The organism is Trichococcus sp. TS_SC_9, from assembly GCF_056156325.1.
The window spans coordinates 59,150-85,252 of sequence record NZ_CM149591.1; the positions used below are offsets into that span (position 1 = coordinate 59,150).

The window sequence follows — 26,103 nt, forward strand, 5'->3', positions numbered from 1 at the left end:
GTATCGGTTTTCTGAATAAAATCTGCCAAATCCCGATACATATATGAGCACTTGGATCATAATGTTAATTTTGCAGACCCTTTCTAAAATCATTAAAAATCCTTCATCGTCTGCATAGATTCTAAAAAACACTACAATCAGAAAATTGTACATATAGTAAATGGATGAAATCATAAATCCAAACTTTCCATACATCAGAAAATAAATCAGATTTATTCCGAAAATCAAAGTGACAAAATACAGCAACCATTTATCCGCCTTGTCGATCGTTATTTTATCCCCTTTCTTCGCGAGAAGCAGGTACAGGAGGAAGGAAGCAATAAAAAATAGATCCGATATTTGAATTCCTCCTGAAGGGAAAAAATAAAATGGTTTCAACAACAGAAATGCAAGAAAGAAATAATGATGTATATACAAAAGAAACACCTCACTTAACTGAGCGTTATAATCCGCTAGTTTTTCCCTTTGATTCCCCGATATACCTGTCTGACTGCGCTGTACAGCCCCAATTGCTTCAATGCCTTGAACGCAGCTACCCTTATGCGATAATTTATAAGCCTGTACTCCCGGTTGAGTGCCACCCGGGATTTTGACCATCCCGTATAACTGTTCGTCTCCTCGTTGTTGGTCAGGCCAGCGATCAATTTTAGGTCAATAAGGTCCTTGCCACGGTTTCTCACCGCCTTGTATTTTTGCAGAACATCCAGCGTAATGAATTTGATATCGTTATAGACCAAATAATTGTCAGGGTTGTAGATCAGATCATCCAGCTGTTTATCGTAGTACCCAGCATAAGCTTGGTTGTTTTCGCAGCCGTCATTTTCCAGAACTTCGTAATCAGGTTTTAGTGTGAAAAAATCGATGTCGCCGATATCCCGTAATCCATAGACACCCAATACGCCGCTGGAGGCAACAATAAAGTCATCCGGTTCATAATGATGTTCGATCAAGGCTGCCTTGAATTCGGACACTTTCTTGTTGAAATCCGTATAAATCAACGGTTTCCCGCGGAACAGATAATCCAATGAATTCCGATTCAAAGTCAGATTGGCCAATCTGATCGTTTCGGATTGATTGTCCGTGATATGGATTGAGTGAGTACCGATTTTGAAGATTTCCCTTATATTCTGCTTCATATTGAAGATAGCCTCAAAAGTAGCCGATTCGAGAATATAGATGGTCGTTTCATTTCCCCACAAGAAACAATTTTTGGTCTTGCCTTTTGATCCTTCATATTGGCTTTCCGAGGTTCCGGTCCAATCCTCCTTCATGTAGACTTGTGCTATGAAATTATTCAAGGACTCAAAGTCCATATTTATTTTCTTTGAATAAATGATTTTGCAGCTGCTCTCCATCAAAGCCAGCATCTGATCTATTTGCTGTTTTTTGTCGCCGGCAGCAGGCCAGACGCTTGCGAAATAGGTGTTTGGGTTCATTTTGCAGTATTCCAAGACAAGATAATCGATGTATTTTTGTTCCATGAGACGATTACGGAAATATTCGGCATCGAACCGGAGATACAGTTCGGGAAAACGAATGATCGGGAGCTTCAATCCAAAGTAGATAGCAATTGCTGTCCTATGGGCGCCATCCATGATGACGTTGTCCATTCCTACTGGAACAACCGATTTCGCTGCATCAAATCCGTTATGTTTGATCGTGTCGATCAAATGATCGAAGGTTTCAAAGTACTTATCAATCGAATTTTTTGCCTGATTGCCGCTTTCAGCATTGATTCCGAATGTGAATGCTTCGATGTGGTTTCTGTAGAGTGCCTTTATAAAATCAGTGTTTTGGCCCTTTTCTCTGCACTCGATGTATTTGATTTTGGCAACTAAATCCAACCGTTCGCCAGTAAGGAGCGTCTTGGCATCGACCTCTTCGACGGTGTAATCCTGCGTCATATCTATTTTGTACGTATCACAAAAATACTCCGTTAATTCATTTTGAATTTTCATAAAAGTCCACCTCCTGAAATACTTTTTCTCAGTGCCAATTCATTTTAAAATTGCTTCCTATCTGCTTTTTCGGTCCCCTCAAATGCTTCCATCGTTACGGAGTTTTCAGAACTGATGCCTTCCTTCGCTACAACCTTCTTTATGGTCCTCAGAATGATTTCCATATCCCCCATCAAACTGAGGCTCTCAATATAAGCTACATCCAGATTAAACTTGTCTTCCCAGCTGATTGCGTTCCTGCCGCTGACTTGTGCCAACCCTGTCAACCCTGGTCTTACTTCGTGGCGTCTTCTCTGCTGGCTGTTATAGAGTGGCAGGTATTTGACCAACAAAGGTCTTGGACCTACGATCGCCATGTCCCCTTTCAGAATATTGAACAATTCCGGCAACTCGTCCAGACTTGTCGCTCTCAGAAGCCTGCCGAACATTGTCAGCCTCTCCCGATCCGGCAATAATTTTCCGTTTTCGTCTTTTTCATCTGTCATCGTTTTGAACTTATATAATGTAAAGATTCTCTCATTCAACCCGGGGCGTTGTTGCCGATAAATGATTGGACTTCCGAGCTCCGCTCTCACCAGCACAGCCAAGGTAAGTAAAATTGGACTTAAGAGAACAAGTGCATTAAGTGTCACTGCAAAATCCAACAGTCGCTTCCCATAATGCCGATAGAAATTCATCATCCACACCCCTTTTTCAATCTGCTTCATTTCAAACGTAGTATTCCATTTTGACGGACACACAATCAGCATATATACAGTTATATGCAATGGTCTATCAGGCAAAACGGATGCGGATCTGCGTTGGACAATAAACAAAGACTCATCTGACACGGAAAAAGACAAGTATGACCTTGACTTTCTCCGCAATCATTTTCCCTTGCACACCATTAAATGTTGGATCCGGCCACGCCATATTTACCAAATCCTGGTTCCAGATTGAGCCTTTGCCGCAGTTCCTTTGATGTCATAACTTCTTTTTCATTTGCAGAAATGATTTTGTGGATTCTCTCCAGAAGTTCCATGTTCGTCGCTAATTTCGTCCGATTTTCATCATACCAGAAGTTGTCCTCCAGGCCGACGCGTACGCCCCAACCCATGGTGATACCCAGAGAATTCATTTTCAACTGGTCGGTGCCTACTGCACCTAACGAAAAAATGCTGTCTTCGGGAATATCTTTCAGCATGCACCCGATATGGAGCAAGTCCCCTTGAGCACAAGCGATGTTGCCCAAAATCAGGTTGACGTAATAAGGCGCAACCACTGCCCCTTTTTTGATCAAATAGTTGCAATAATTGACCATTCCCAAGTCGAAGGCCTCCAACTCGGGCCGAATGCCGTTTTCTTTCATCACTTCAGCCAAGGAAACGATCATGGAAGGCTCATTTACGCTGGTGGTCCTGTTGAAGTTCAGCGAGCTAAGTGTCAGGCTTCCCATATCGGGCTTCAAACCCCCTTGAAGCGACAAAACGTCTGATCTGGCTTCCAAAGTATTGAAGTTCCTTCCGGATGTCGAAGCACAGATGACTAGTTCCGGAGCGAATTGCCGTATGCCCGCAATGATTTCCGCATAGACTTCCTTTCGATAAGTCGGTTTTTCATCATCGCTGTTTCTGGCATGCACATGCACCATGGAAATCCCCAATTCCCAAGCTTGCCTGACCTCACGGATGATTTCTTCAGGTGAAACGGGTACAAAAGGGGTATCTTTTTTGGTTGGAATCATGCCAGTCGGGGTGAAATTCACAATTATTTTGTCCATGTTATAGGTTCACCTTTAGCCCTTCCTTGTGGTAACTCAAAACTCTGCTTGGATTTCCCACATTCCTTGAAAAGGGTTCCGTATTTCTTATCACAACACTTCCCGCGCCGACGAGACTCTCTTCCGAAATAGTGATTTTGTTCAGGATTGTGGCATTCAGACCGATATAGCAATTGTTCTCGATGCGGCACTCTCCGCCGATCGTGCAACCTGACGTGATAACATTGTTGTTTCCAACCTTAAATTCATGGCCTACGTACACTTGTTGCCGAATGATATTGCAAGATCCCATCCGACCTCTATGACCCAGGAATGCTTGTTCAAAAATGATATTGTTATCCCCCATTTCTACACCTGGCGAAACGATGCTGGAGGGACTGATATAATTCCGCAGCGTATACCCTAAGTCTTTAACTTTTGTGTACATGCCTTCCCGATTGCGCATATCATGAAAAGATGTCGTAAGCACAATCATATCGTATGCAGAAGGCGGATACCGTTCTGTTAAAGTATCCATCACAACCATCGGCAAGCCCAAGTAATATCCTGTCTTATCCACATACGCTTCATCGGCAGCAAAAGCCACAATGTTAAAATCTGGGTGTTTCAAGGAATCATAATACAGCATTTCTGCTAAAAATTTGCTTCCATAGGCGATTACCGGATTACTCATTCTTTGATTCGCCTCCTCTTGTCACGAATTTACTTTTGACGATTTGGTTAATTTTGCCCTACCTTTTAGCTCCAATCGAGCAGGCATTCAACAGTCGATACATCAAATGTCGGCATTTCCAACTGTTCTTTCACACTTTTCCGTTCTGCCTGGTCATGGTCAATAAAAATACTCGGCTTGCTGTTATCCATGTATACATATTTTTCGGAAGTTTCGGGTACTTGAATGATGCCAGCAAACAAATCCTCGTTCAGGTGATGTTTCTTCATGGTCTCCCGTATATCGGAAACATGCTTCGTAATCAGAACGATTTCTTTGTCCTCGTTCAGGCATTGATACAAAAACTGCATCATTTGCGTGTTGTATTTTTCCTGGTTAAAAACAATGGTATCATCAAAACCTACATAAACACGCTCATACTGAAGATTCAGTTTGTAGCGATCGATATAATTTTTATCCGCTGTGATTTCATATTTGTTGGGCATTATGTCCACATCTATGCCCTCAAAGTCACATAATGCCAGCAATGGCAAATTGACATCCAAGTTTTTGCTGACCCCATATGTACCTGCAAAACGTGTTGAAATTTCCAATAATTTGTACTGGCCGTCTTTATCCTTTTTACATTGGAAAAACCAATAACCCCTAAACTCAATTTCGGATGAAAGGCCCTCGGCTATCCGTTTTATTTCTTCCGTCATCGTGATTGTTGTCGATCGTGCGCTAATTCCGTTAAAAATGCGGCTTCTCGTACGCGGTTGCGCGAACAATAATTCCCGCTTGCTGTTGGTAAAACAATCCACCGTGATTTCCTCGCCCGGTAAGTATTCGCACAAAACATAGCTTATTTTGGGATCCAATAACTTCTCCAGTTGCTCGGCCGAAGAAATCACAAAAGCGTCTCTCGATCCTGATCCGACATCATTCTTGGCGAACAAAGGGAATTCCGCATCCCCCCTCGCTATATCATAGGTTTTGGGAACAAAGGGGAAGCTTTTTAATTGCTCGTAAGTCTTGCTTTTGTAGCGGCACAGTTCGGCTGTTTTGAAAGGGGAGCACACAACGGTCGCCATAATTTCATCTTGTTTTTCCATCAAGCTGAACGCAGCGGTATCATGGGCAGGTATGATGAAATCAATGCTTTCCCTTTGAATTACCCGGTTCAATACTTCAATAAAATGTCCCTCGTATATGAACGGCAAATCAGTGATGGCATCTTTGCTGATGAATTCGCTGTGATCGCTTCTGCTCGACCCCAAAATGGGCCGATATTGCAAGCTGTTATGCAGTGAAAAATATATCTGCGAAGCAGAATATTCTCCTCCAGGAAAGATTAAAACATTTTTTCTCATCATTCTTTTCACTTCCCTATTCTCATTCGCTGACTCCATCCCCTTTCAGGGAGCGGAAATTATTTTCGCCGGATTGCCGAAAACCGTTGTATTCGCTTTTACATTTTTGAGGACGATGCTTCCCGCGCCGACTTTGGCGTTCGCAGCTACCCGCACACTCGGCAGCAGTCGAGCCCCGCTCCCCAAAAATACGCCCTCTTCCAAAGCAGAAAATCCCATCAGATCGCTGAAACCGCTGATGACGCAGCCCTTCCCCACGGAAACATCGTGGCCGACGCTGACGTAGGAATTCACAACCGAAAAATCCGAAATTTTTGCATCCGTTGAAATGATCGCATACGGCCCTACGATGACGCCCTTGCCAATTTCGCAAGTGTCCGCCAACAAGGCAGTCGGATGGATGACCGTCGCAAATACCGCCCCCTTATCCACAAGGACAGGGCAGATATCAGCGATAACCTCCGCATCGCCGATGGCACAGATGACTTCTTCACCAGCTCTGGGTTCATAAGCTTTTACGGTTCCGACGATTTTAGCGGAAAGTCTGTAGTTATCCAACGCATGAGGGTTATCATCCAAAAAGCCGATGTCATACCATCGCTTATCTGCCTTCTGCTGATCCAAAACCCACTGGTACGTTTCGCGGCCAAGACCGCCTGCTCCGACTATCAACAATGTTTTCAATTGGTCGTCCTCCCTTATTCGGCTTTTCTTCTTGATTGGATCAAATCTGCGATATCCCCGACAGTCGTCAGGCCTTTCAGGTCATCGTTACCGATCTTCACGCCGTAGCTTTCCTCTGCCATGATTTGGGTGGACAACAGCCCGAGGGAATCCCAGCCTTCGTAATCATCCAACGGATCTTCCCGGTTCACTTCAGCCACTTCCAAAATTTCCGCAAACTCCTCATAGAAATTTTCCATGATGCCTCTCCTCCTAGTCCCTAATATTCGATCATCCGGCAAAAATCCAAATTCCCGATTTCCATCAACATTGAACTACAGGAAAGGCCGACCCCGAAACCGGACAGGCATACTTTATAGGAATCGGTCAGAAGGTTTTCCCCAAGATTGAAGGTCATATTTATAGGAATGGTCACACTGCTGGAGTTTCCGAAGTTTTCGACCACATTATTCGGAAGCTTTTCGCGTGCCACGCCCATCTTATCGGCTAATTTTTCAAGCATAAATCGGTTCGGTTGGTGGAACATGAAATAGTCAACGTCCTCTTTCGACGTTTCTGCGACCGCAAGCAAGTCCTCAACCAATGGCGGGATTTCTGTCTGCACGAAGTTGAATACCGCTTCGCCGTTCATTTTGAGATGATCAAGGCTTCGGAAATTTCCGGCCTCATCCACTTCCATCACACCGGTGTCGGCTGTTGCAGGCAGGCGCATGCCGCCTGCAGGGATAATCAGTTCCTTGTAGCCGGATCCGTCCATCTTAAGGTTCGCATGGATCCGGCTATTGTCGTTGCTTCTCTCCACGATCGTCACGGAGGCTGCATCACCGATCAGCGGATAGCTGCCCCGGTCACGCTTGGATGTCCTGCGGCTGAGTACATCCGCATTCAAAAGGGCCACTTTTTTTATCGAGTCCTGTTCCAGCAGGTTGAAAGCCTGGATCAGCCCCACCAAATAACCGGCGCAGCCTTGGTTAATGTCCAAGCAGAGCATATCCTGTTTCAGTCCCAATTCCCCTTGGATGACATTGCTCGTCGGAGGCATATAATAATCCGGCGTCTGGGTGACAAGTATGAGAGCATCGATGTCATCGCCGCTTATCAAGCCTTCTTCCAGCAGCTGCCTCATCCCGAAAATGCAGAGGTCCGACACGCTCGTATCTCCTTCGACAATCCGGTGTTTGTCATAGCCCATTATTTTTTTCAGTCTCATGGACTGTTTGACGGAGAAATTATAATTTTCCGCTTCATCCTCGAATGCCACTTCGTTTTGCGGCAATACAGTCAGAATGCCGCTGATTCGTTTGTTCTGATAGTTGAAGTTCATACAATCCCACCACTCTTTCTTACCAGATCAGCAATCGATTCCAGACTGCTGAAGTTCTCCGCCAGGATATCGCTGCCATCCACAGAAACCGGGTAGGCGCTCTCAAGCTCCGACACCAACACGATGATGTCGAAGGAATCGAGCATCCCGTTCGCAATGAAATTAGCTGCATGTTCCCAATCGAATTCCGGCCGTATATCCTTCAGTATCTCCACAATTGTTTCCATGTGACATTCCTCCTTCCTGTGCCGTTGACTGTCACTAACTGTGCAACCACTCCGCAGCCAATATCTTTCTGTCGATTTTCCCGTTCTTGTTCAAAGGCAACTGCTCCAGCATGATGATTTTGGTTGGAATCATGTATTTCGGCAGTAGCGGGGTCAGTTCTTTTCTGATCGTGGCTTTGCTTAGATCGTTCGGCCCTTCATAAAACATTGTGATTTCCTTTCGGTCCGAGTTGTAAATGACACAGGAATTATGGATGCCGCTCAAACTCAGCAAAGCCGTTTCGATCTCACCCAGTTCAATCCGGTACCCCATATACTTGATCTGGGTGTCCTTCCTGCCGACATAGATGATTTCGTTGTACTCGTTGCTGTAGACAAGATCGCCGGTGTGATAGATGCGGTCAAAATAATGGTTGTTGAGCGGGTTTTGGGTAAAGACCTGATCGCTCTTGGCCGCGTCATTCCAATAGCCCAAAGCGATGGAGCTGCCCCGCACACACAGTTCGCCCATTTCGCTTCCGGTCACCGCTTGGTTCTCTTCATTCAGGATGATGACATCTGCATTCCGGCACGGAAAACCGATCGGCAACCGTTCACTGTCCTCGAAAGCCCGCTCAACCTTGTAATAGGTACAGTCTACGGTGATTTCGGTAGGCCCGTATAGGTTGGCGAACAGGGACTCCGGAAGCTTGCTGCGCCAATAGTTGAGGTGTTTGTTCGGCATCGCTTCTCCGGCGAACAGAACCTTTTCCAGGCCGCTGCTTTCGGTATGATCCAATGCCTTAGTATTGGCCACGTTGATCAGCACCGACGGCACCCAGAAGACAAAGTTGATGTTCTTTGAGGCGACATATTCCATCAGCTTGACCGGGAAGGCGAAGTCGTGTTCCGGAATGATGACAAGTGTTGCTGCGGTGGCTAAACAGAGATAGATGTCCAGGGTTGAATTATCGAAGTAAAAGGGGGATTGGCTGCCGATGATTTCCTTCGAGCTGATGTCGAAGCATGCCACGGCCCAATCGATGTAGTTGATGACGCCTTTGTGGGAGATGACGACGCCCTTTGGGGTGCCTGTCGAGCCCGAGGTATGGATGATGTAGATGGGATCAGTATCAATGAGTTCGTCGATTCGCCCGAGCACTTCCTCATTGTCAAAGAATACGGATGCGTCATACGCTTTCTCTATGCTGATCAAGTTTTCGGCGGCTACGCCCATCGCAAGCAGGGATTCCGTATACGCTTGCGAAGTTACAACCAGCGGATCTTCCAAGTGGTCCAGGATATTGGTGATCCTTGCAGCAGGCGAATGGACATCAAGTGGCGCGTAGATGTTGCCGCTATAGAGGATACCCATAAAAGCGACGAGACTGTCGGCGCTTTTCGGCAAAAATACAGCGATAGGCTTTTTCATGTCCTCCGATCTGCGGCGGATGGAAAGGCTCAGCCTTTTGGCGCATTGCTCCCAGTCTCCGAAAGTCAGTTCTCGGTCCTCATCCCGGATGGCCGTTTTGTACCTGTACTGCAAAAGTGTGTGTTCAAAGTACTCCAATACATTTTTTTTCATTCAAATCAGCCTCCATTTTGAAGTGTGGCGATAGACTCAAACAAACGAAACGCACTATCAAATAATTTTCTATTATGACTGCCTCAATATTTCCGGAAACGCTCTTGCCTTTGCGCAACAATTTCGGCGGGACTCAATCGTCTCCATTTCCTCAACGAGCGAATCAGCTCCGTTTTCAGATCAGGCAACAACTCTTCCGGCCTTCTTTCCGGTATGATTCTGTCGATTATCTCCAATTTAAGCAAATCACTCGGAGTCAGCTTCATGACGAGGGCGGCTTCCTCCGAACGGGAGCTTTCCTTCCATAGGATCGAAGCGAAACCTTCCGGTGAAAGGACCGAGTACATGCTGTTCTCCAGCATCCACACCTCATTGCCCATCGCCAAAGCCAAGGCGCCGCCGCTTCCACCTTCACCGAGGAAGATGGCGATCAAGGGCACTTTCACTCGGCTCATGACCAGCAACGATTCGGAGATGGCATCACCGATTCCCCGTTCTTCCGACTCCACATCGCAGAAGGCGCCTGCCGTGTTGATGAAAGTGACAATCGGGCGGTTAAACTTATCTGCTTGCCGCATCAACCGGATCGCTTTGCGATACCCTTCCGGATGCGGCGAGCCGAAGTTCCGATAGACATTCTCCTGCACATCATGCCCCTTCTGCGTCCCGATTACAGTCACCGGCATGCCCTCCAGGCTGGCGATGCCGCCCACAATCGCAGGATCATCCCCATAACGTCGGTCCCCATGGAATTCGATGAAACCGTCAAAAATGCCGTCAATCACCTCCATTGCCGTCACACGTGAAATGCTCCTTGCCGCCTGAATGATTTTCTGCACATCATTCATCTTCATCACCCACTTCTTCCGGATCATGTAACGCCAAAATATGCTGCAATGTCTTTCTTAGGTCTTTTCTCATGATAATTTTATCAATGAAGCCATTCCCCAGTGCTTTTTCTGCTGTTTGAAAACCTTCGGGTAAATTTGCTCTGATGGTCTGTTCGATGACCCTTTTGCCGGCAAAGCCCACTGTCGATCTTGCTTCAGCCAAAATGATATCCCCTTGCGTAGCAAAGCTCGCAGTCACCCCGCCCGTCGTCGGGTCAGTAAGTACGGCGATATAGAGGAGCCCCGCATCGCTATGGTTGGATACCGCTATGCTCACTTTAGCCATCTGCATCAGCGACATAATGCCTTCCTGCATTCTGGCTCCACCGGAAGCTGTGAAGACGATGATCGGCAATCGTTCTTCAGTCGCGCGTTCGAATACCTGTGTAATCTTCTCGCCGACGACTTTTCCAACGCTCGCCATAATGAAATTGGAATCCATCACGCACAAAGCGACCCTCTTCTTATCGATGGCAGCCGTTCCGGTAACGACAGCCTCATCCAATCCTGTTCGCCATTTGGCATCCTGCAATTTCTTATCATAATCTGGGAAATCTAACGGATTTTGAACAGGCATAACCGTATTCCATTCATAAAAGGTACCTTCATCAATGACCAGGCTCAGACGCTCGCCCGCCGTAATCCGGTAATGATAGTTGCAGTGCGGACAGACTTTTGCTGCACCCAAGGACTTGCTGTAAATGATCGTTTGGCACTGGGGACATTTTTCCCATAAGCCGACTGGAACGATAGGATTCCGCGCATCATTTTCATCGAAAGTGCGCTTTATGGGAAAGAGATGGCGGTTACGAAATGATTCCATGTTATCACCTCTTTTTTGACAAGCTGAATTACCTGATGTAACAGTGAGGATATTGGCACTGAAGTGCGTGAAAGGAAACAAATAAGAGTTGAAGTTGGAGGATGCTGCTTTTATGGAGCTTTTGATGGATTTTTGCTGGAGTCGTTGCGCAGTGTACCGCGACGTTTAAAGTGGTGTATTCTGACGTAAATTTGAAGACAAGTTGTTGGTGACTGTTTCGAGGTAAGGATCAGGTGAGGATTCCACTTTCTGAGTTCGTTGCGGTTGCAAACAATCTATTAAGTGGAAATGATGAAGATGGTTAGGATACTGAATCTATTATTGGAGCGGCTGGAAAAGAGGGGATTTATACCGCTATATGTCTACTTGAATTCTACCATATTTCCCTTCATTCTTAAACTCCTATTGCCTCACAACATCAAAAAGATTTATTCTGTGCGAATGCCTCTGATCCAATTCAACACAAAAAAACATGCCACCGCATTCTAGTGACTTGATCCTGAATGCAGTGGCACTCCCTCTAGAACCTTAATAAAGGTCCCTTTGCTCCCAAGTGATATTATTCTGACTATCAATGGTAATCTTGGTATAGCTTCCAACTGTGTAGACATTCGGCTTCAGGATCAACCCCGGGAATTCAGTCCCGAAAAACAAATCCATGTAAGTATTTGATGGATGCTCATGTCCAAAAATACCCTGTACTTTCTCAAGGTTGGGGTTTGATCCCAACGCATTTAGCACGATTTGGCTGAACGCGTATGCGGTAGGCCCATCGTAATTATTTCTGAGATAGTTGTGGGGAGCCGTGTGCGCCACAACGAGTGCCAATGGGCTGGTGGTGCTGTTCAGTTGCCCCGCAGCCCAATCCAATTTCGTCTGGAAGCCGACGACGTTATCTACACGGTTCGTATCCACATCCAGGAGCAGGAAGCTGATGTCCCCAAGTGAAATCTCCTGGGCATAACTGAATTTGTTGTTGCCGATAGTTGTCCTCGTGTTATACCCGAACATGGTAGCCACTGATGCGTATGTCGTATTGTCAAAATCATGGTTTCCCGGCACAAATAGCTTCGGCAGGGAGATGTTATTCCACGCGGCCAAAAACGAATTCCAATCTGAAGGCCCGGCAGTCCCATCGCCCAAATGCAAAACAAAATCTGGCTGATCCGCATTTGCAATTGCCGCAAAAGATTGCATTCTTTGCGTGCGTTCCGAGACCGTCGCCGCCGTCACAAAGGTGCCTTCCGCTGTCATCCATACACCTTGTTCCTCCGCAGCGACGATGCTGCTTCTGGCGAGGGTAGCTTCTTCGAGGGAAGCTATGCCTGTATCCAAAGAAAGATGCGTATCGGCGATGGCATAAATCACGTAGGTATCGTCTGAATAAGTCCCCACCAGAACGATTTCTTCAATCGGTGCCGTGGTTACCCGTGCTACTTCCACTCTGCCCGTTTCCTCGCCGTTCGTGTAGGTCACGTCGTATGTCACCGTGTCGTAGCCATCCACGCCGTACTGCTGGATCACCCTTTCGCCCATCGGCAAGGTGGTGTCTTCCTGCTCCGCCGTTTGGTAGGCCAATAGGTTCTCCACTACGGTTGTCTGTTCTGTCACGACCACATCAGGACCTACCCGGACGATTTCTTCGACTGGTGAGGTGGTTACCCGTGACACCTCTACCCTGCCCGTTTCCTCGCCGTTCGTGTAGGTCACGTCATACTTCACCGTATCGTAGCCATCAATTCCTGCCTGTTGGATCACCCTTTCCCCCGCTAGCAAGCTGGCATCTTCCTGCTCCACCGTTTGGTAGGCCACCGTATTCTCTGTAAGGGTTATCCGCTCCGTCACGATTTGTTGGGTCCCCACCCGCACGATTTCATCGATCGGCGCCGTCGTCACCCGCGACACCTCCACTCGGCCCATCTCTACGCCGTCCGTATAGGTCACCTCGTACGTCACCGTATCATAACCGCCAACGCCAGCTTGGATTATTTGTGTTTCCCCAGCCGGGAATGTATTGTCCAACTGCTCGACTCGTGTGTAACTCACTTTGTTTGTGGTCAAAGTTTCTGTTCTGACTTCCGTTACCGATAGCTCATGGCCATATATCTCGATTTCGACATAATGGTTCCACCCAGTCACACTGCTGCCATTAGAGTAAAACCTTGCATAACGGGCGTTCACGGCATTGAAGGAAATCATTTTTCCAGAGCTCGATTCTTTGTATTCACTGTCCGTCCCAACACCCAAGCCTGCGCTGCCGTCCTTGTCGTTATTAAAGACGGTCACCACACCGGTGGAAAATGTCGGATCATTTGAAAGCCCTACGATCACATCCCTGTAGATTCTGCCATCACTAAAATAATGCCATAATTTGATGGCGTAGAGATCATGGGCTTCACCCAGATCCAGCTGTACCCAATGCAGGCCTGGCCCAGCCTTCGCAGCTTTGCTGGAATTAGTCGTCAGACTGTCGGTTATGTACGGGATGCCCGAAAAGGTGGTAGAGCTGCTGATTGTACTTCCCGGCGCCAGATTTACCGTTGGCACCACCTGAATTCCAACACCGTATACTTCGATTTCGACATAGTGATTCCACCCGGTCACATTGCTCCCGTTGGTGTAAAATCTTGCATAACGGGCGTTCACGGGATTAAATGAGAGCACCTTCCCGAAGCTCGATTCTTTATATTCACTGTTCGTGCCCACACCCAAGCCTGCGCTGCCATCCGTGTCGTTATTAAAAACGGTCACCACACCGCTGGAAAATGTTGGATCATTTGAGAGCTGTACGACCACATCCCGGTAGCTTCTGCCATCACCAAAATAATGCCATAATTTGATGGAGCTGATCTCATGGACTGCGCCCAGATCCATCTGTACCCAATGCAGGCCCGGACCCGCTTTCGCAGCTCTGGCCGTACTGCTCGTCTGACCATCATTTATGTACGAGATGCCCGAAAAGGTGACAGAGCTGCTGATTACGCTTGTCGGTGCCAGGTTTACCGTTGGCGCCGCCAGCAAAGAGACTTCGCCGATTCCATCGAGCGGATTCGTTATAGCGGAATTGTTTGCACGACCAGACGTAGCCGCATGCACTTGAACTGTTCCTAAACCAATTGCAAATACTGAAAATAATAGAAATAATATTAGCCAGTTTATCCTCTTGAGAGCATTCATTTTTAAACATCCCCTTCAAGTGTCCAGTGCAAAAGAAATCGCTTTCTAGATTTAAAGTTCGTTGCCAATTGAATAGAGTGATACTTGCAGGAAAACAGTCCATCCAAATCAGGTTGCGTGCAGCATTGATTCTGCAAAGTTATGGATATTTTGGCTCTTATACTAACTTGTCGAGATGATGTCAGGACGAAACTAGGTGGGCTCTAACGCAATTTGGTGGGTGGCTTATTCTGCTTGGATATGCCAGCGAAAGTATGATGTGGTGGGTTTGTATTTCTTTTTTCGGATGAGGGATGAAAGATGACGGATGTTAAGGTGTCGTGGATGATGGAGCGAACTTTATTCTTGCTGATTTTGCACCATTTTGACAGTTTGACGAAAAAGCAGCATGGCATGGAGTAGGCCCTTATATTTGCATTGTACTACAGACATTCTCTGCAATCCAATTCTATGCCGCGGCCGGGTACAAAATTATTGCCTCCGGCCAGTTCACTCTTCAGAGGAAATCACTCTCTCCTCCGGTGAACGGTTCTTTCGCCGGAGGAGGACAAACCACAAACCGTTTACCTCCGGTCAGCTATGCTCCGCCGAACTTGCGCTACCCGAAAATTAGTCAGCTTCGGCTAAGCATTTCCTCATCGGAGTTCCCAAAATGTAAAAATAGCGTGGAAATACTGATTTTATAGTATTTCCACGCTATTTGTTTTTCCAGCGCGTCCATGCTTCTCTGGCACCAACGTAAAGCATGATACCGAGGGCTGCGCCCGAACCGTCGATGAGGACATCCTTCAGTAGCGGGCCGCGGCCCGGCACAAATATTTGATGGAACTCATCACTGATGGCGTACGCCACACAAAGTAGCAAACTGATGCCTCTCCGTTTCCAGGCGGTGGCGGCGGATGCTTCGTTCTTCATCGCATGCGAAATCAGAAAACCGAGAATCAGATACGCGATGAAGTGGGCTGATTTCCGCATCAATCTGCCCGCATAGGCAAAACTGGTATCCTGAACGAAATCGACGAAGAGGAACAAACCGATCGCCAGCATCAAAAAAATGGCGGTACCGCCGATAATCCAGCTTTTTTTTATTCCAAAAAGTCTTGGCTCATCCGCTTGCGTTTCCAACAGATGGATCAGCAATAGGATGCCTCCCATAAACACGATCGTCCCCTGCGCACGTGTAAAATACTCGATGAACGCAGAAAGCTTATTGAGCGCGTCCGCGAAAAAACGCGTCACGCTTCCGCTTAGGACGATGGACTGGTCCCCCGGTTGGGCCGACAGGATGAAGATTACGATCATCCAGGCAATTATCGGCAGCCAATCGTAATAGCGTCGCTTCCTTTTCACCGGTAGCTCCTCCTTTCATTTCCTACTAAATGTTCCTTCCAGTATATCAGAAAGCTGGCTGGCGGTGTAGTGCGTCTGCCAAACATTTTACGCTCACTCCTCCAGGGACGCACGGCTTCGCCGGAGGGCGGCTGCATGATATCTCACACAAAAACAATCTGCACCATCACAAGCCTAAGTGATGGTACAGATTGTTTGTTATTACTGCGACTCTTCGGATGCAGCCACATAATAAAATAATTCAAAAGTGAAGGTACCGCTGAAAGACTCCTCGCCAAGCTTTTCGAACCCAAAAGAATGAATATTCCAGATGCGTTCCAATCCTTCGAGTCTCTCGACCAGCCTCTGCATGTTACCCGCATTATTACTTGTCATTTCAACTTCGTAAGTGCTCTTGCGGTAACTTTCATCAAGCCCTTCGATCGGTTGCGGTTCATCTACACGTGCTATCTGTTGCACAATGACATTCTCTTCAGTAGCGAGCCTATCCAGAACGACCAGCTCTTGATTGACCTTTTCGTCTTCAGGTAAAAATCTCCAGGTTTCTTCATACTTTTGTCTATAGTCAACCAGTAACGTTTCCTCTGGTGGATATTCGGCCTTCAAACTCGTTTGTTCCTTCACCTGTTTCGCTACTAGATCAGCTCGTTCCTTAATTGGATTGAGAAAATATACCTGACCAAAAATAAAAGCCCCAAGAATCACCAATCCCATCACAATGGCAAGAAGGAGTGACATACGGTTCCATTTCAGTTTCATGACAGAACCTCCTCTCGCAATGCCACTTCATCAAGTTCCAACCAGACTTCAACCGTTGAAACAGCTCCATCTGGTAGGTTCTCCATGCGTATAAACTGAACATTCGAGACGTACACTAATGCCTTAAAATTTTCGATAGCGTCGGAAATTTCCGTAATCGTCAACCCTTCTAACACTAATGTAATTTGATTCGTTTCATTTTTGTTAAAAATGGTCACATGCTGTTCCCCGTTCGGAACTTGTGCCATGATCTCCTTTGTTACGTAAGCCATGGGATATTGCATTTCTTCAAAAGTAGCTTTGTTGTCTGCCACTTGCTCCGTCAATTGCGCATATTCCTGCATTTGCCGTGAAACCATTAACTGCTCTTCTTCTACTTGAAGCCATTCTTGATCGCGTACTTCAGCGTTCGCATAATACGCTTGCATCAAGAAAAAGTAGACGCCAACCAAAGCAAGCAGAAAAAGGAAAGCGCCGCTAATCACATAAGGAAGAAAGTTTCTCTGTTTTTTTTCAAAAAAATTGACTTCAAACATTTTAGTTTTCCTCCTGCACTGTTTTTCTCGTGCGCTTCACTTTTTTCTTAGCTATCTTCTGCGAAACGGCTGCATGTTTCTCTTTTGATGCAAGCCCATATAACGGTAAAAATTTGGAGCTTATTTCTTCAGAGACTTGCAGCATATGAATCGGTAGGAAGAAGCGTTGGGATAATTGTTCCTTTACCTTTTCTAGATCAGGAAAATCGCCCGTTAAAAATATATCCGTCACACCGCCTTGACCGTTCATCACAGAATAGCGATAAAACTCTAGTAATCTTTCCAAAACATCCAGCGTATCCGTGATTGCCTCTTCAAAGGATTCTTGGTCGTCCTTCCAGATCCATTCACCTTCTTTGGTCACATCCCATAAATCAATCAGACGGGCCAACCGCGAATGGCGGGAAAATTTGGGGAGATTTTGGTGAAAAACCATAATTGCATGATCTACAGGACTCCATTGCAGCACCATCACATGCTTATCGGGAATTTGATGCAAATCATTTTGTTGCCGGATGATCCGGTACAAGCATAGCGAAGAAATATCCGCTAGGACTGGATTCAAGGATACCTTTTGCAGTAAAGACTCATATTGGAAAATGACTTCCTGAGGATAGAGCATCAGAAGAATGCTCTGTTCCGTGTCGCCAACTTCCAGCAACTCAAAATGAAAACGCGTCTCCTTGAACGGGGAACGGATCAGCTGACCTAAATGCAGCGCAATATAAGCCTTCATTTCTGATGGCGCCAGCTGTGCAGGTATTTTTTCTTCCCGCACAATAACAAAATCGTCCTGTAAGAGGATGGATGCTTGCGCATTTTTCCATTTTTTTTCTGAAACCAGTGCGTTCAGACGATTTTCAAGCAACGAAGGATTGATGATTCTCCCTTCATGAAGGATCTCGGTATCAAACAGAATCTCACTTTTTTCCAGCACCGTGCGGGATTGCGCATCCATGACCAGATAGCGGATCCGTCTTTCCAAAAATTCAAAAAAAATCAATGGCTTTTTCTGAAATAACATAATGTCCCTCCCTACGTATCCGAAACGCAAAAAGTGGTACAACTCAGCTATAAAGTGCTAGGTACCACTGAATCATCGTTTCTCCAAAATAAAAAACAGTTATTGCGGCCAGACTGATGTATGGTCCAAACGGAATGGTCATTTTTCGATCGCCAGCTTTCAGCTTCATGATGATCATTCCCGTGATTGCTCCGTAAAGCGTGGACAAAAAGAAAAGCAACAAAAAAAGATAAGGTCCGAAAATAAAGCCCAATAAAGTGAAGTATTTCAGATCACCTGCGCCCATACCCCCATTAGATACGAGGATGATCACGAACACTAAACCAAAGGCCAAGCCAGCTCCTATGAAGGACTCCCATATAGAAGGCTGCGGATACAGGATGCGCAAACCCAAAAACAATGGCGTGAAAAACAAAAGTAACTTATTTGGGATTTTCCTGTAGGCCAAATCGGATACTGTGATCGGAATGATGAGCGCAAGCAGCAGCAAGCCCAGAAACGTTTGTTCACTCCAACCGTACCGGTAGAAAGTAAAGGCCGCCAGGAGCCCGGTCGCCAACTCCATGATTGGGTATAGAAGCGAAATTTTCTCCCTGCATTGACTGCATCGGCCTCTTTGGTGAAAAAAAGACCAGACCGGAATCAATTCTTTCCAAGTCAACGTCCGCTGACACGTATCGCAATAGGAACGCGCTTGAGCCAACAAAGTCCCGTTCGGCACCCGCAACCCCACCACATTAAAGAAAGACCCAAATACCAAGCCGTAGATAAAAAAAATAATAGTTACGATCGTATGCATGAAAAAACTCCTAGTAAGCAAGAAAGACTCCACGAAGGAGTCTTTCTATGTATTTGAATGGGTGTTACTATTCCGCTACTTCGTACGTTGTCTTTCCATCAGCAGTTGTTTTCGTTACTGTTAAATCACCATCAAAATCAGACTCAAGGAAACCTGCAGCTATTAACTCATCAGTAGTTACTCCATCAGCATCTATATCCGCTGTTTGTAACTCGTACATTTTCGCAGCATCGATAACTAATTCTTGTTGGGCAGCATCAGTATCACCTTCAGCTTTTGTAATTACATTTCCGATCAATGGAATCGAAATCGCCACGATTAGCCCCAAAATTACGATAACTCCTAGTAATTCAACTAATGTGAACCCGCCTTCTTTTTTCAACAACTGTATAATTTTATTTCTCATATTCTTTTCCTCCATCTTTTTGCCTTATTTTTTGAAAGTTTGTTTAGTAAAAAAACTCACTTCTTATATCAACAGAAGTTTATTTCTACTCAAAATCATACAACAATTATTTGGCAATTGCAATATGTTTGGCTTGTTATCATCCGAAAGTTTCGAACATACTGAACATCGGCACAACAATCGAAAGAACAATTAGGCCTACGATAGCAGAAAGGAAAATAATCATAACCGGTTCAATCAAAGCTTGCAGTCTGTCAGATGATTCCTGTACTTCCTGATCGTAAATTTCCGAAACTTTTTTCAGCATCTCATCCAATTCTCCGCTCGATTCCCCAACTTGAATCATCTGAATGATCAGCGGCGGGAAGAACCAATGATCGACCATCGGCTTAGCCAGTGATTCACCTTGTTCCACATCTTTTTGCGCTTGTAACAGTACATTTGCAACCATACGATTGCCCACTACTTTACTGGTCACTTCGATGGCCTGCAGAATCGGTACGGAACTGTTGATCAACGAACTTAATGTTTGCGTCATCCGCGCCAGCAACGTTTTCTGTAAGAAGGTTCCCAGAATAGGAATCTTCAGTTGCACCACATCGAACACGTACGCGACCTTATCTTTTTTCCCAAGCTGAATGATCACCGCAATGAGGCCTCCGACCACTAAGATCATAAGCCACCAATAATGCTGAAACAAACCGCTCAGTGTCAGGACAAACTGCGTAATCGTAGGCAGTTCGCTTCCCATGGAGGCAAACATATCCCCAAAAATAGGCACGATGAATACCAATAGGAAGGCTGTGATGAAGAACGCTAACACACCTACAATCAGTGGATAGGTCATGGCTGTGGTGATTTTCTGCTTGATGCGGTGTTGCTTTTCATAATAGTCCGCCATTTGTTGGAGGGCTTCCTCCAAACGCCCACTGACTTCCGCCGAATGAATCATGTGTACCAATAAATCAGGGAATAATTTCGGTTTTTTAGCCATTGCTTCAGATAAAGCAACACCTTCTCTTACTTCGTCGGACAATTCTTCCAACGCTTCTTTCAAAACCAAGCTCGTGGATTGGACAGCTAGCAAGTCCAAAGCGTCCACAAGCAAGATCCCCGCATTCGTCAAAGAGGAAAACTGTCTCAGAAACACGATGAAATCCTTTGATTTCAAAGAGGTGCGGAAGGTGAGATCCTTGTTCAGAACGGCATTCAGCACATCCACTTCAAAGACAACAAGATCCATGTGCCTGAGTTCGTTCAAGGCTTCTTTTTTATTGGTGCTCTCAATTTTCCCCTTCATCAGTTTTCCATCTTGTGTTTTGGCTTTATAGGCAAAAACAGCCATCATTCCCCCCCCTTCCTTTTTACCGATTTTTCATCTACGGCAATAAATGCGATCGACTAATTTTTTCTTCTTCCACGAGCCGCTTAATGCTCATTTCCATGGTATGCATTCCTTGATCAAGGGATGTCTGCAGTACGTTGGGAATTTGATGCATTTTTTCAGCTCGAATTAAATTCTTGATTGCGGCATTATTGACCAACATTTCAGTCGCTGCTACACGACCATCAGCCTTCTTATTCGGCAACAGTCGCTGCGATAAGATCCCCAAGAGCACATTCGCCAGCATCAAACGGATCTGATCTCTTTGCCCTCCTGGGAAGACATCAATCATCCGTTCAATACTGCCGGCCGCATCCGATGTATGCAACGTCCCTAAAACCAAATGGCCCGTTTCAGATGCCGTGATGGCCGTAGAGATGGTATCCATATCGCGCAACTCCCCTACCAGAATGACATCGGGATCTTGACGCAAACTCGCACGCAGACCATCTTTAAATGATAAGGTATCGAAGCCTACTTCTCTTTGTTCAATGATGGATTGTTTATGCACATGCAAGTATTCGATGGGATCTTCCAAAGTAATGATGTGTCGGTTCATTGTTTGGTTCACGTAATCAATCAGTGCCGCAAGAGAGGTGCTTTTCCCGCTGCCGGTCGGACCAGTAACCAAAAAAAGTCCGTGTGGTTGTTGAACCAATTTTTTAGCAATGCCGGGGAGACCTAAACTATCCACACTGGGAATTTCTTTTGAAATGATTCGAAAAGCAAGTGACAGCGCGCTGCGTTGATAGAAAGCATTCACACGGAATCGGGCGATGTCAGTGATGCCATAAGAAAAATCAATTTCCCGTTTCTGTTCCAACACCTCCCACATGTCCTGGCTCAGGATAGTTTTCGCAAACTGTTCCGTATCTTGAGGCGAGAGGGGAGCTTGTTTTTGGGGAATCAGCTTTCCATCTACCCGAAAGACCGGTGCAGAGCCTACCACAAGGTGGACATCGGAGGCATTTTTTTCATAGGCGGCTCTTAATATTGTATCGACTTGTTCCATTATTTCCGCCTTCTTATTCATTGATTGAAGCGACCCGTAAAACCTCTTCCAGCGTGGTCTTGCCCGCCTTCACTTTTATCAGGCCATCGTCAACCAGCAAGCGGACACCTTGTTGTTTGATATGGCGTTTGATTTCTTGGATGGACGCCTGATTCATCATCAGCTGTTTCATTTCGTCTGTGATCACAATCAATTCATGAATAGCCATCCGTCCACGATATCCCGTATGATGGCAAACGTCACAACCCCTGCCGTACATGATCGTGTCGATTGTTTGATTGCGTCGTTCAAATATTTCCCTCTCAACCGGCGTTGCCTCTCGCGTTTCCGCACAATCTTTACATATGGTTTTGACAAGCCGCTGCGCTACGACACCACTTAAGGCGGATACAATCAAGTAAGGTTCGACCCCCATATCAAGCAAGCGGGGAATGGCCTCAATGGCGCTGTTCGTGTGTAGTGTGCTGAAAACCAAGTGGCCAGTCAGGGCTGCACGCACGCTGTTTTCAGCCGTTTCCGTATCCCGGATTTCCCCCACCATGATGACATTAGGATCCTGACGCAAGACGGAACGCAAGCCCGTCGCAAAGGTCAGCCCAATCTGCGTATTGACCTGGACTTGGTTGATGCCCTCGAGTTGATATTCAACCGGATCTTCGATGGTGATGATATTACTTTCTGGATGGTTCAGTTCATTGATAGAGCCATAAAGCGTGGATGTTTTCCCAGAACCTGTCGGACCTGTCAATAAGATCAGTCCCGAAGGCAGGGCAATTAATTTCCGATAATCAACTAAAATGTCCTTCTCTAAGCCTATATCCTCTACTGTCCTGAACATATTGGAGATATCCAGTATCCGTAGAACAATTTTTTCACCAAAAACCGTCGGCAAAGTAGACACACGCAAATTCACTCTTTTCCCCAAAACCGTTGTGCTGATACGTCCGTCCTGCGGCAAGCGCGTTTCCGTAACGTTCAATCCGGCTATGATTTTGATCCGCGCAACCAAAGCGTTCATCAGGGTTTTCGGCAAAGGGCGTTCATTCCGGAGCAGGCCATCTACGCGGTACCGAACAGATACTTGACGTTCGGTTTGATCCAAATGAATATCGGATGCCCGAAGCGATACACCTGTTTCCAACAATTGATTGAAAATCCTGACTGCGGGAGCATCTTCACCCTCTATGTGCTCAATATTCACTTCTTTTGAGTCGTATAAGCGGTTGATTGTCTGCAGTAAATCATCTCGTGTCGCTATCACCGGACGAACGACATAACCCGAAGAAAATTCCAGCTCCTCTATGGCATAAAAATCTAAAGGGTCATTCATCGCTACAATCAAGCGCGTATTCTCTTTTTTGATTGGAAGCAATAATTTTGATCGTGCAAAATCTTTTGATATCAGCTCCACTACAGACATATCGATGGGGTATTGATACAAGGACACGCTTTCTAATTTCAGTTGGATTTCTAATGCATCCAGTAATTGTTTCTCGGTGATATAACCTTGATCCACCAACAGGTCCCCTAATTTTTGATCTTGCTTTTTCATGCTGATCGCTTCCACAATCTGAAGTTCCGTTATGAGACCCGCTTCTTTTAATAAATCGCCTAGTTTTTTCTTCCTAAAATCCGCCACGCTATCCCACCTTTCTGCTAGTTTTCTATGATTGCTCCTGCGCTGATGATGTCTTCCGGGTCTGGATCAGGAGTCGCCCCCGAAGAACCAAAAGGAAGGCCAGTCGTGTTGACGGCCGCATATTTGAGGCTTGCACCACCGTCCATTTTGAATGTTTTTGCGATGACCGTGCCGTTTATTGAGTAAGAACCAGATAACGAGACAGCCGCATTGGGGGCGATGAGCATCATGTTGGAAGGTCCGACTGAGTTATTACTTGTATTGTTGACATTATTGTTATCTGTCAGGAATACGCCATTTATAGTCGAGTCAGATATATTAACAGGTCCCTTATTTCCTAAGACTATCACATGGGCATTCATCTTTGTGATGTAATTGAAATTAGGTGTAGGCCCTATGTATATCAGCACGAGCTGATTACTCGATCCAGGATTATTGATATATGTTGTATGATTAAATGCCATTTTACCCGTTACAACCATTGTGACTGTGCCTTCTCCAACAATATTGAGAGTCCCTGACATGATAGATAAATCATCTACTAAAATGGTGTGATTCCCGCCCATCGGATCAATAGTCAGCGTTTTTCCAGACCCAACTACTATTTTATTGAAAAAAATATTGTCTTGAATTTCAAGATTATAGGTATCGAGCATCCAACTATTCAGGAAAAGATTTCCATTATCTTGAATTTTGTACTGATTCCACTGATCTTTTTGTATGGTCTTATCCGGCAATTCTTTAAAATCTGTATTGGTTCTGGAAGGTACCTGCACTTGATCCAATAAGCTTTGGTAAGCTTTAAAATTCGTAAGATAGCTTGTGCTATCCCATACGTTATTTTTAGCTTCCAATCTGGGAAAATTAGTATAATTTTTTGGATACTTAAGTAACTCCTCAGCCGAAATTTGATTCGAGTGAAATAACGTAGATGATCTTAAATTGATCCAGCCGCTGATGGTGAATGCGTTCTTTTTTTTAGAATTAGTATATATATCACCATTTAGCGCACCATCTGTGATAGTAACGCCCCCATTAGTGTAGATGTTACCGCTAATCTTGCCATTAGGTATATTGACATTCCCGTCAGTGTATATATTACCATCTATCGTAACACCATCCGAAATTTTAATATCCTCTTTCGTCAAAAGAGCCCCACTAGCAGATAGTGTCGGCAATCCACTGCCACCAGTATTTTTTTCGACCCAAGTCACCGTGAGTTGTTTGGTGACGGTTCTTTCTTTCCCATCCACTTCTCCGGTGGAATTAATCTCGTAGGTTTTCGAGTCTTTTTTTGCTGTTGTGATCGTTGCAGAAGGTTTGCTGCCGAACTGTGTCCCAAAATCAACAGAGGATTTACCATTTTGAGCATTCACAATAGTCGAGACCTGATTATAAAAGGCGCCTTCTGTTGCATTATTTTCATAAGCATCCAATACCTGACTCTGAATCTTTTCATAAGCTGCAACAGCTCCTGCTTCTGCCACATAATAAGCTGAAGTGCCATCGCGATTAGCATCACTCAAGCGGTTGCTGCCGATCGTGAGTGTTCCGATTGAGATACCTAGTACCGATAGCACAAGCAGCACCATTAATGTCAATACGAGGCCGCTGCCATTTTCTTCTCGGAGATGCTTGATTCCCATTTTCCCACTCACCTCCTTAAATAAATCTTCGTTTGGTATTCCTTTGATTGACTATTATTTTTGGCTATACTTTTCAATACAATCGTCACACTGTTTGTTTCAGATTCGGAAGTAACCATAAAATCCGCCACCCCTTCTGCCAAAACTTGAGTGTTATTCTTCAAAATTTCTCCGTTCTTAAAACTATACTTAACACCGTCAAGATCGAGTTCCTTTCCATCTTCTGATAAATCCATCGAAGATGCCTTACGAACCTCTTTGGAGATGACGGAAAGCGTGTAAGCGAAATCATTTGACTGACTAGCGGAATAAGATTGCGTCAGATATTGCTTTTGACCAAACATGTGTACAGCTCCCACCAAGGAGAGCACCACCGAAAGCAGCGCGATGCTCGCCAACAATTCTATGAGCGTCATTCCTGATTCGTTCCGTAGATTAATCTTCGAGCTCTTCTGCTGTACGAAACGACAGCCGCGTTTCCATTTGTGCATAAGCTTTCCCTTCTTTGGAAACTTTCACAGTTCCCGTGTAGAGTGTATCCCCAGACTTTTTGAACAATTCCGATTGAATCTGAAATCCGGAATTGGTGTCAGAGCTTTCCGTTTCCATTAGACTCTCTGTTTCTTCCGCACTTTCAGTCTTTGAGTAGTAGGTAAGTAATTCGATCTGCTCTTGAGCAATAAAGGTTGCTTCATTTACAAGGTCTGTCTGGTTATTTGTTTTAGCTGCTTGGATAAAGAAAGACATAAACGTGGTGATGATAAGTGACAGGAGCAGAATAGATGCTAGCACCTCTACGAGAGTCATTCCCTCTTCTTTTGATAACATACCTTTCATGTGTGTTCTATACCAATATTCCATTTTTTTATTCCTTTTTTTAATATAGTTATAAAAATAAACTGTTTTTTTCATTTTAAAATGTAATATTTCTGTAAAAAGATGCTATTAATTAGTATATTATCTTAACGATTGGCTGTCAATGGTTTTAAATCCATGAGAAATACTCGTTTTCGTTCATTAGAATATGGCAGCGGAATCGGTAGGTGTCATAGCAGATTTCATTATTCTTGATTAGCCATTTGATGGCCTTGCTATTCAGGAATGTGATAATAAATTA

25 protein-coding genes are annotated in these 26,103 nt (G+C 45.3%); all 25 read right to left on the bottom strand.

What is annotated here, in order from left to right:
• Positions 1-452: 452 nt before the first annotated feature.
• The 25 genes from AC0J5I_RS00240 to AC0J5I_RS00360 all read right to left on the bottom strand — a co-directional run bounded on the left by AC0J5I_RS00240 (position 453) and on the right by AC0J5I_RS00360 (position 25,847).
• A complete protein-coding gene (locus tag AC0J5I_RS00240; protein WP_475301815.1) occupies positions 453-1,958 on the bottom strand; it encodes a hypothetical protein in 1,506 nt (501 codons plus the stop codon).
• A 44-nt stretch (positions 1,959-2,002) separates the two neighbouring features.
• Entirely contained in the window at positions 2,003-2,638 is a 636-nt protein-coding gene (locus AC0J5I_RS00245) for a sugar transferase (RefSeq protein WP_475301819.1), read from the bottom strand.
• Between the two features lie 206 nt (positions 2,639-2,844).
• Positions 2,845-3,717 (bottom strand): beta-keto acid cleavage family enzyme, encoded by an 873-nt coding sequence (locus AC0J5I_RS00250; RefSeq protein WP_475301821.1) that lies wholly within the window; start codon positions 3,715-3,717, stop codon positions 2,845-2,847.
• Between the two features lies 1 nt (position 3,718).
• A complete protein-coding gene (locus AC0J5I_RS00255) occupies positions 3,719-4,390 on the bottom strand; it encodes an LbetaH domain-containing protein (RefSeq protein ID WP_475301823.1) in 672 nt (223 codons plus the stop codon).
• A gap of 65 nt (positions 4,391-4,455) precedes the next feature.
• Positions 4,456-5,745 carry an ATP-grasp domain-containing protein gene (locus AC0J5I_RS00260; protein ID WP_475301825.1) on the bottom strand — a complete coding sequence of 430 codons (1,290 nt, stop codon included), beginning with the start codon at positions 5,743-5,745 and terminating at the stop codon, positions 4,456-4,458.
• Positions 5,746-5,787: 42 nt separating this feature from the next.
• A complete protein-coding gene (locus tag AC0J5I_RS00265; RefSeq protein ID WP_475301827.1) occupies positions 5,788-6,426 on the bottom strand; it encodes a NeuD/PglB/VioB family sugar acetyltransferase in 639 nt (212 codons plus the stop codon).
• 14 nt (positions 6,427-6,440) lie between these two features.
• Positions 6,441-6,665, bottom strand: coding sequence for an acyl carrier protein (locus AC0J5I_RS00270; RefSeq protein WP_475301831.1), 225 nt, complete (start codon positions 6,663-6,665; stop codon positions 6,441-6,443).
• Between the two features lie 20 nt (positions 6,666-6,685).
• A complete protein-coding gene (locus tag AC0J5I_RS00275; protein ID WP_475301835.1) occupies positions 6,686-7,750 on the bottom strand; it encodes a 3-oxoacyl-ACP synthase III family protein in 1,065 nt (354 codons plus the stop codon).
• On the bottom strand, positions 7,747-7,977 hold the full coding sequence (locus AC0J5I_RS00280) for a phosphopantetheine-binding protein (protein WP_475301839.1): 231 nt from the start codon (positions 7,975-7,977) through the stop codon (positions 7,747-7,749). The genes AC0J5I_RS00275 and AC0J5I_RS00280 overlap by 4 nt, the downstream gene beginning before the upstream one ends.
• A gap of 34 nt (positions 7,978-8,011) precedes the next feature.
• A complete protein-coding gene (locus AC0J5I_RS00285) occupies positions 8,012-9,541 on the bottom strand; it encodes an amino acid adenylation domain-containing protein (RefSeq protein WP_475301844.1) in 1,530 nt (509 codons plus the stop codon).
• Between the two features lie 83 nt (positions 9,542-9,624).
• The gene (gene accA, locus AC0J5I_RS00290; protein ID WP_475305763.1) at positions 9,625-10,389 is read right to left on the bottom strand and encodes a carboxyltransferase subunit alpha; all 765 of its coding nucleotides are present in this window, start codon (positions 10,387-10,389) and stop codon (positions 9,625-9,627) included.
• On the bottom strand, positions 10,382-11,254 hold the full coding sequence (accD, locus tag AC0J5I_RS00295; RefSeq protein ID WP_475301846.1) for an acetyl-CoA carboxylase, carboxyltransferase subunit beta: 873 nt from the start codon (positions 11,252-11,254) through the stop codon (positions 10,382-10,384). Before accD ends, accA begins: the two co-directional genes overlap by 8 nt.
• A gap of 528 nt (positions 11,255-11,782) precedes the next feature.
• On the bottom strand, positions 11,783-14,350 hold the full coding sequence (locus AC0J5I_RS00300) for a G5 domain-containing protein (protein ID WP_475301849.1): 2,568 nt from the start codon (positions 14,348-14,350) through the stop codon (positions 11,783-11,785).
• A gap of 777 nt (positions 14,351-15,127) precedes the next feature.
• Positions 15,128-15,781: a VanZ family protein gene (locus AC0J5I_RS00305; protein WP_475301851.1), complete on the bottom strand. Its 654-nt coding sequence runs from the start codon at positions 15,779-15,781 to the stop codon at positions 15,128-15,130.
• A 201-nt stretch (positions 15,782-15,982) separates the two neighbouring features.
• On the bottom strand, positions 15,983-16,540 hold the full coding sequence (locus tag AC0J5I_RS00310) for a hypothetical protein (RefSeq protein ID WP_475301853.1): 558 nt from the start codon (positions 16,538-16,540) through the stop codon (positions 15,983-15,985).
• Positions 16,537-17,076 (bottom strand): hypothetical protein, encoded by a 540-nt coding sequence (locus AC0J5I_RS00315; protein ID WP_475301855.1) that lies wholly within the window; start codon positions 17,074-17,076, stop codon positions 16,537-16,539. Before AC0J5I_RS00315 ends, AC0J5I_RS00310 begins: the two co-directional genes overlap by 4 nt.
• A 1-nt stretch (position 17,077) precedes the next feature.
• Positions 17,078-18,100: a type IV pilus biogenesis protein PilM gene (gene pilM / locus AC0J5I_RS00320; protein ID WP_475301858.1), complete on the bottom strand. Its 1,023-nt coding sequence runs from the start codon at positions 18,098-18,100 to the stop codon at positions 17,078-17,080.
• Between the two features lie 43 nt (positions 18,101-18,143).
• Positions 18,144-18,899 (bottom strand): prepilin peptidase, encoded by a 756-nt coding sequence (locus AC0J5I_RS00325; RefSeq protein WP_475301860.1) that lies wholly within the window; start codon positions 18,897-18,899, stop codon positions 18,144-18,146.
• A gap of 67 nt (positions 18,900-18,966) precedes the next feature.
• Positions 18,967-19,305: a competence type IV pilus major pilin ComGC gene (locus tag AC0J5I_RS00330; RefSeq protein WP_475301864.1), complete on the bottom strand. Its 339-nt coding sequence runs from the start codon at positions 19,303-19,305 to the stop codon at positions 18,967-18,969.
• 139 nt (positions 19,306-19,444) lie between these two features.
• Positions 19,445-20,653 carry a type II secretion system F family protein gene (locus tag AC0J5I_RS00335; protein ID WP_475301868.1) on the bottom strand — a complete coding sequence of 403 codons (1,209 nt, stop codon included), beginning with the start codon at positions 20,651-20,653 and terminating at the stop codon, positions 19,445-19,447.
• A gap of 31 nt (positions 20,654-20,684) precedes the next feature.
• Entirely contained in the window at positions 20,685-21,722 is a 1,038-nt protein-coding gene (locus AC0J5I_RS00340) for a type IV pilus twitching motility protein PilT (RefSeq protein ID WP_475301872.1), read from the bottom strand.
• Positions 21,715-23,340, bottom strand: coding sequence for a GspE/PulE family protein (locus tag AC0J5I_RS00345; RefSeq protein ID WP_475301874.1), 1,626 nt, complete (start codon positions 23,338-23,340; stop codon positions 21,715-21,717). Before AC0J5I_RS00345 ends, AC0J5I_RS00340 begins: the two co-directional genes overlap by 8 nt.
• Positions 23,341-23,357: 17 nt before the next feature.
• On the bottom strand, positions 23,358-24,986 hold the full coding sequence (locus AC0J5I_RS00350; protein WP_475301876.1) for a PilX N-terminal domain-containing pilus assembly protein: 1,629 nt from the start codon (positions 24,984-24,986) through the stop codon (positions 23,358-23,360).
• A gap of 8 nt (positions 24,987-24,994) precedes the next feature.
• Positions 24,995-25,477, bottom strand: a complete 483-nt coding sequence (locus AC0J5I_RS00355) for a PilW family protein (protein WP_475301878.1) — start codon at positions 25,475-25,477, stop codon at positions 24,995-24,997.
• The gene (locus tag AC0J5I_RS00360) at positions 25,422-25,847 is read right to left on the bottom strand and encodes a hypothetical protein (protein ID WP_475301882.1); all 426 of its coding nucleotides are present in this window, start codon (positions 25,845-25,847) and stop codon (positions 25,422-25,424) included. The genes AC0J5I_RS00355 and AC0J5I_RS00360 overlap by 56 nt, the downstream gene beginning before the upstream one ends.
• Between the last annotated feature and the right edge of the window lie 256 nt (positions 25,848-26,103).

Coding starts and splice junctions, on each gene's coding strand:
- AC0J5I_RS00240 (WP_475301815.1), bottom strand. CDS start 1,958: ATGAAAATTCAAAATGAATTAACGGAGTATTTTTGTGATACGTACAAA.
- AC0J5I_RS00355 (WP_475301878.1), bottom strand. CDS start 25,477: ATGCACAAATGGAAACGCGGCTGTCGTTTCGTACAGCAGAAGAGCTCG.
- AC0J5I_RS00360 (WP_475301882.1), bottom strand. CDS start 25,847: ATGGAATATTGGTATAGAACACACATGAAAGGTATGTTATCAAAAGAA.
- AC0J5I_RS00285 (WP_475301844.1), bottom strand. CDS start 9,541: ATGAAAAAAAATGTATTGGAGTACTTTGAACACACACTTTTGCAGTAC.
- AC0J5I_RS00280 (WP_475301839.1), bottom strand. CDS start 7,977: ATGGAAACAATTGTGGAGATACTGAAGGATATACGGCCGGAATTCGAT.
- AC0J5I_RS00340 (WP_475301872.1), bottom strand. CDS start 21,722: ATGAATAAGAAGGCGGAAATAATGGAACAAGTCGATACAATATTAAGA.
- AC0J5I_RS00315 (WP_475301855.1), bottom strand. CDS start 17,076: ATGTTTGAAGTCAATTTTTTTGAAAAAAAACAGAGAAACTTTCTTCCT.
- accA (WP_475305763.1), bottom strand. CDS start 10,389: ATGAATGATGTGCAGAAAATCATTCAGGCGGCAAGGAGCATTTCACGT.
- AC0J5I_RS00255 (WP_475301823.1), bottom strand. CDS start 4,390: ATGAGTAATCCGGTAATCGCCTATGGAAGCAAATTTTTAGCAGAAATG.
- AC0J5I_RS00270 (WP_475301831.1), bottom strand. CDS start 6,665: ATGGAAAATTTCTATGAGGAGTTTGCGGAAATTTTGGAAGTGGCTGAA.
- AC0J5I_RS00330 (WP_475301864.1), bottom strand. CDS start 19,305: ATGAGAAATAAAATTATACAGTTGTTGAAAAAAGAAGGCGGGTTCACA.
- accD (WP_475301846.1), bottom strand. CDS start 11,254: ATGGAATCATTTCGTAACCGCCATCTCTTTCCCATAAAGCGCACTTTC.
- AC0J5I_RS00325 (WP_475301860.1), bottom strand. CDS start 18,899: ATGCATACGATCGTAACTATTATTTTTTTTATCTACGGCTTGGTATTT.
- AC0J5I_RS00250 (WP_475301821.1), bottom strand. CDS start 3,717: ATGGACAAAATAATTGTGAATTTCACCCCGACTGGCATGATTCCAACC.
- AC0J5I_RS00335 (WP_475301868.1), bottom strand. CDS start 20,653: ATGATGGCTGTTTTTGCCTATAAAGCCAAAACACAAGATGGAAAACTG.
- AC0J5I_RS00275 (WP_475301835.1), bottom strand. CDS start 7,750: ATGAACTTCAACTATCAGAACAAACGAATCAGCGGCATTCTGACTGTA.
- pilM (WP_475301858.1), bottom strand. CDS start 18,100: ATGTTATTTCAGAAAAAGCCATTGATTTTTTTTGAATTTTTGGAAAGA.
- AC0J5I_RS00310 (WP_475301853.1), bottom strand. CDS start 16,540: ATGAAACTGAAATGGAACCGTATGTCACTCCTTCTTGCCATTGTGATG.
- AC0J5I_RS00260 (WP_475301825.1), bottom strand. CDS start 5,745: ATGATGAGAAAAAATGTTTTAATCTTTCCTGGAGGAGAATATTCTGCT.
- AC0J5I_RS00245 (WP_475301819.1), bottom strand. CDS start 2,638: ATGATGAATTTCTATCGGCATTATGGGAAGCGACTGTTGGATTTTGCA.
- AC0J5I_RS00350 (WP_475301876.1), bottom strand. CDS start 24,986: ATGGGAATCAAGCATCTCCGAGAAGAAAATGGCAGCGGCCTCGTATTG.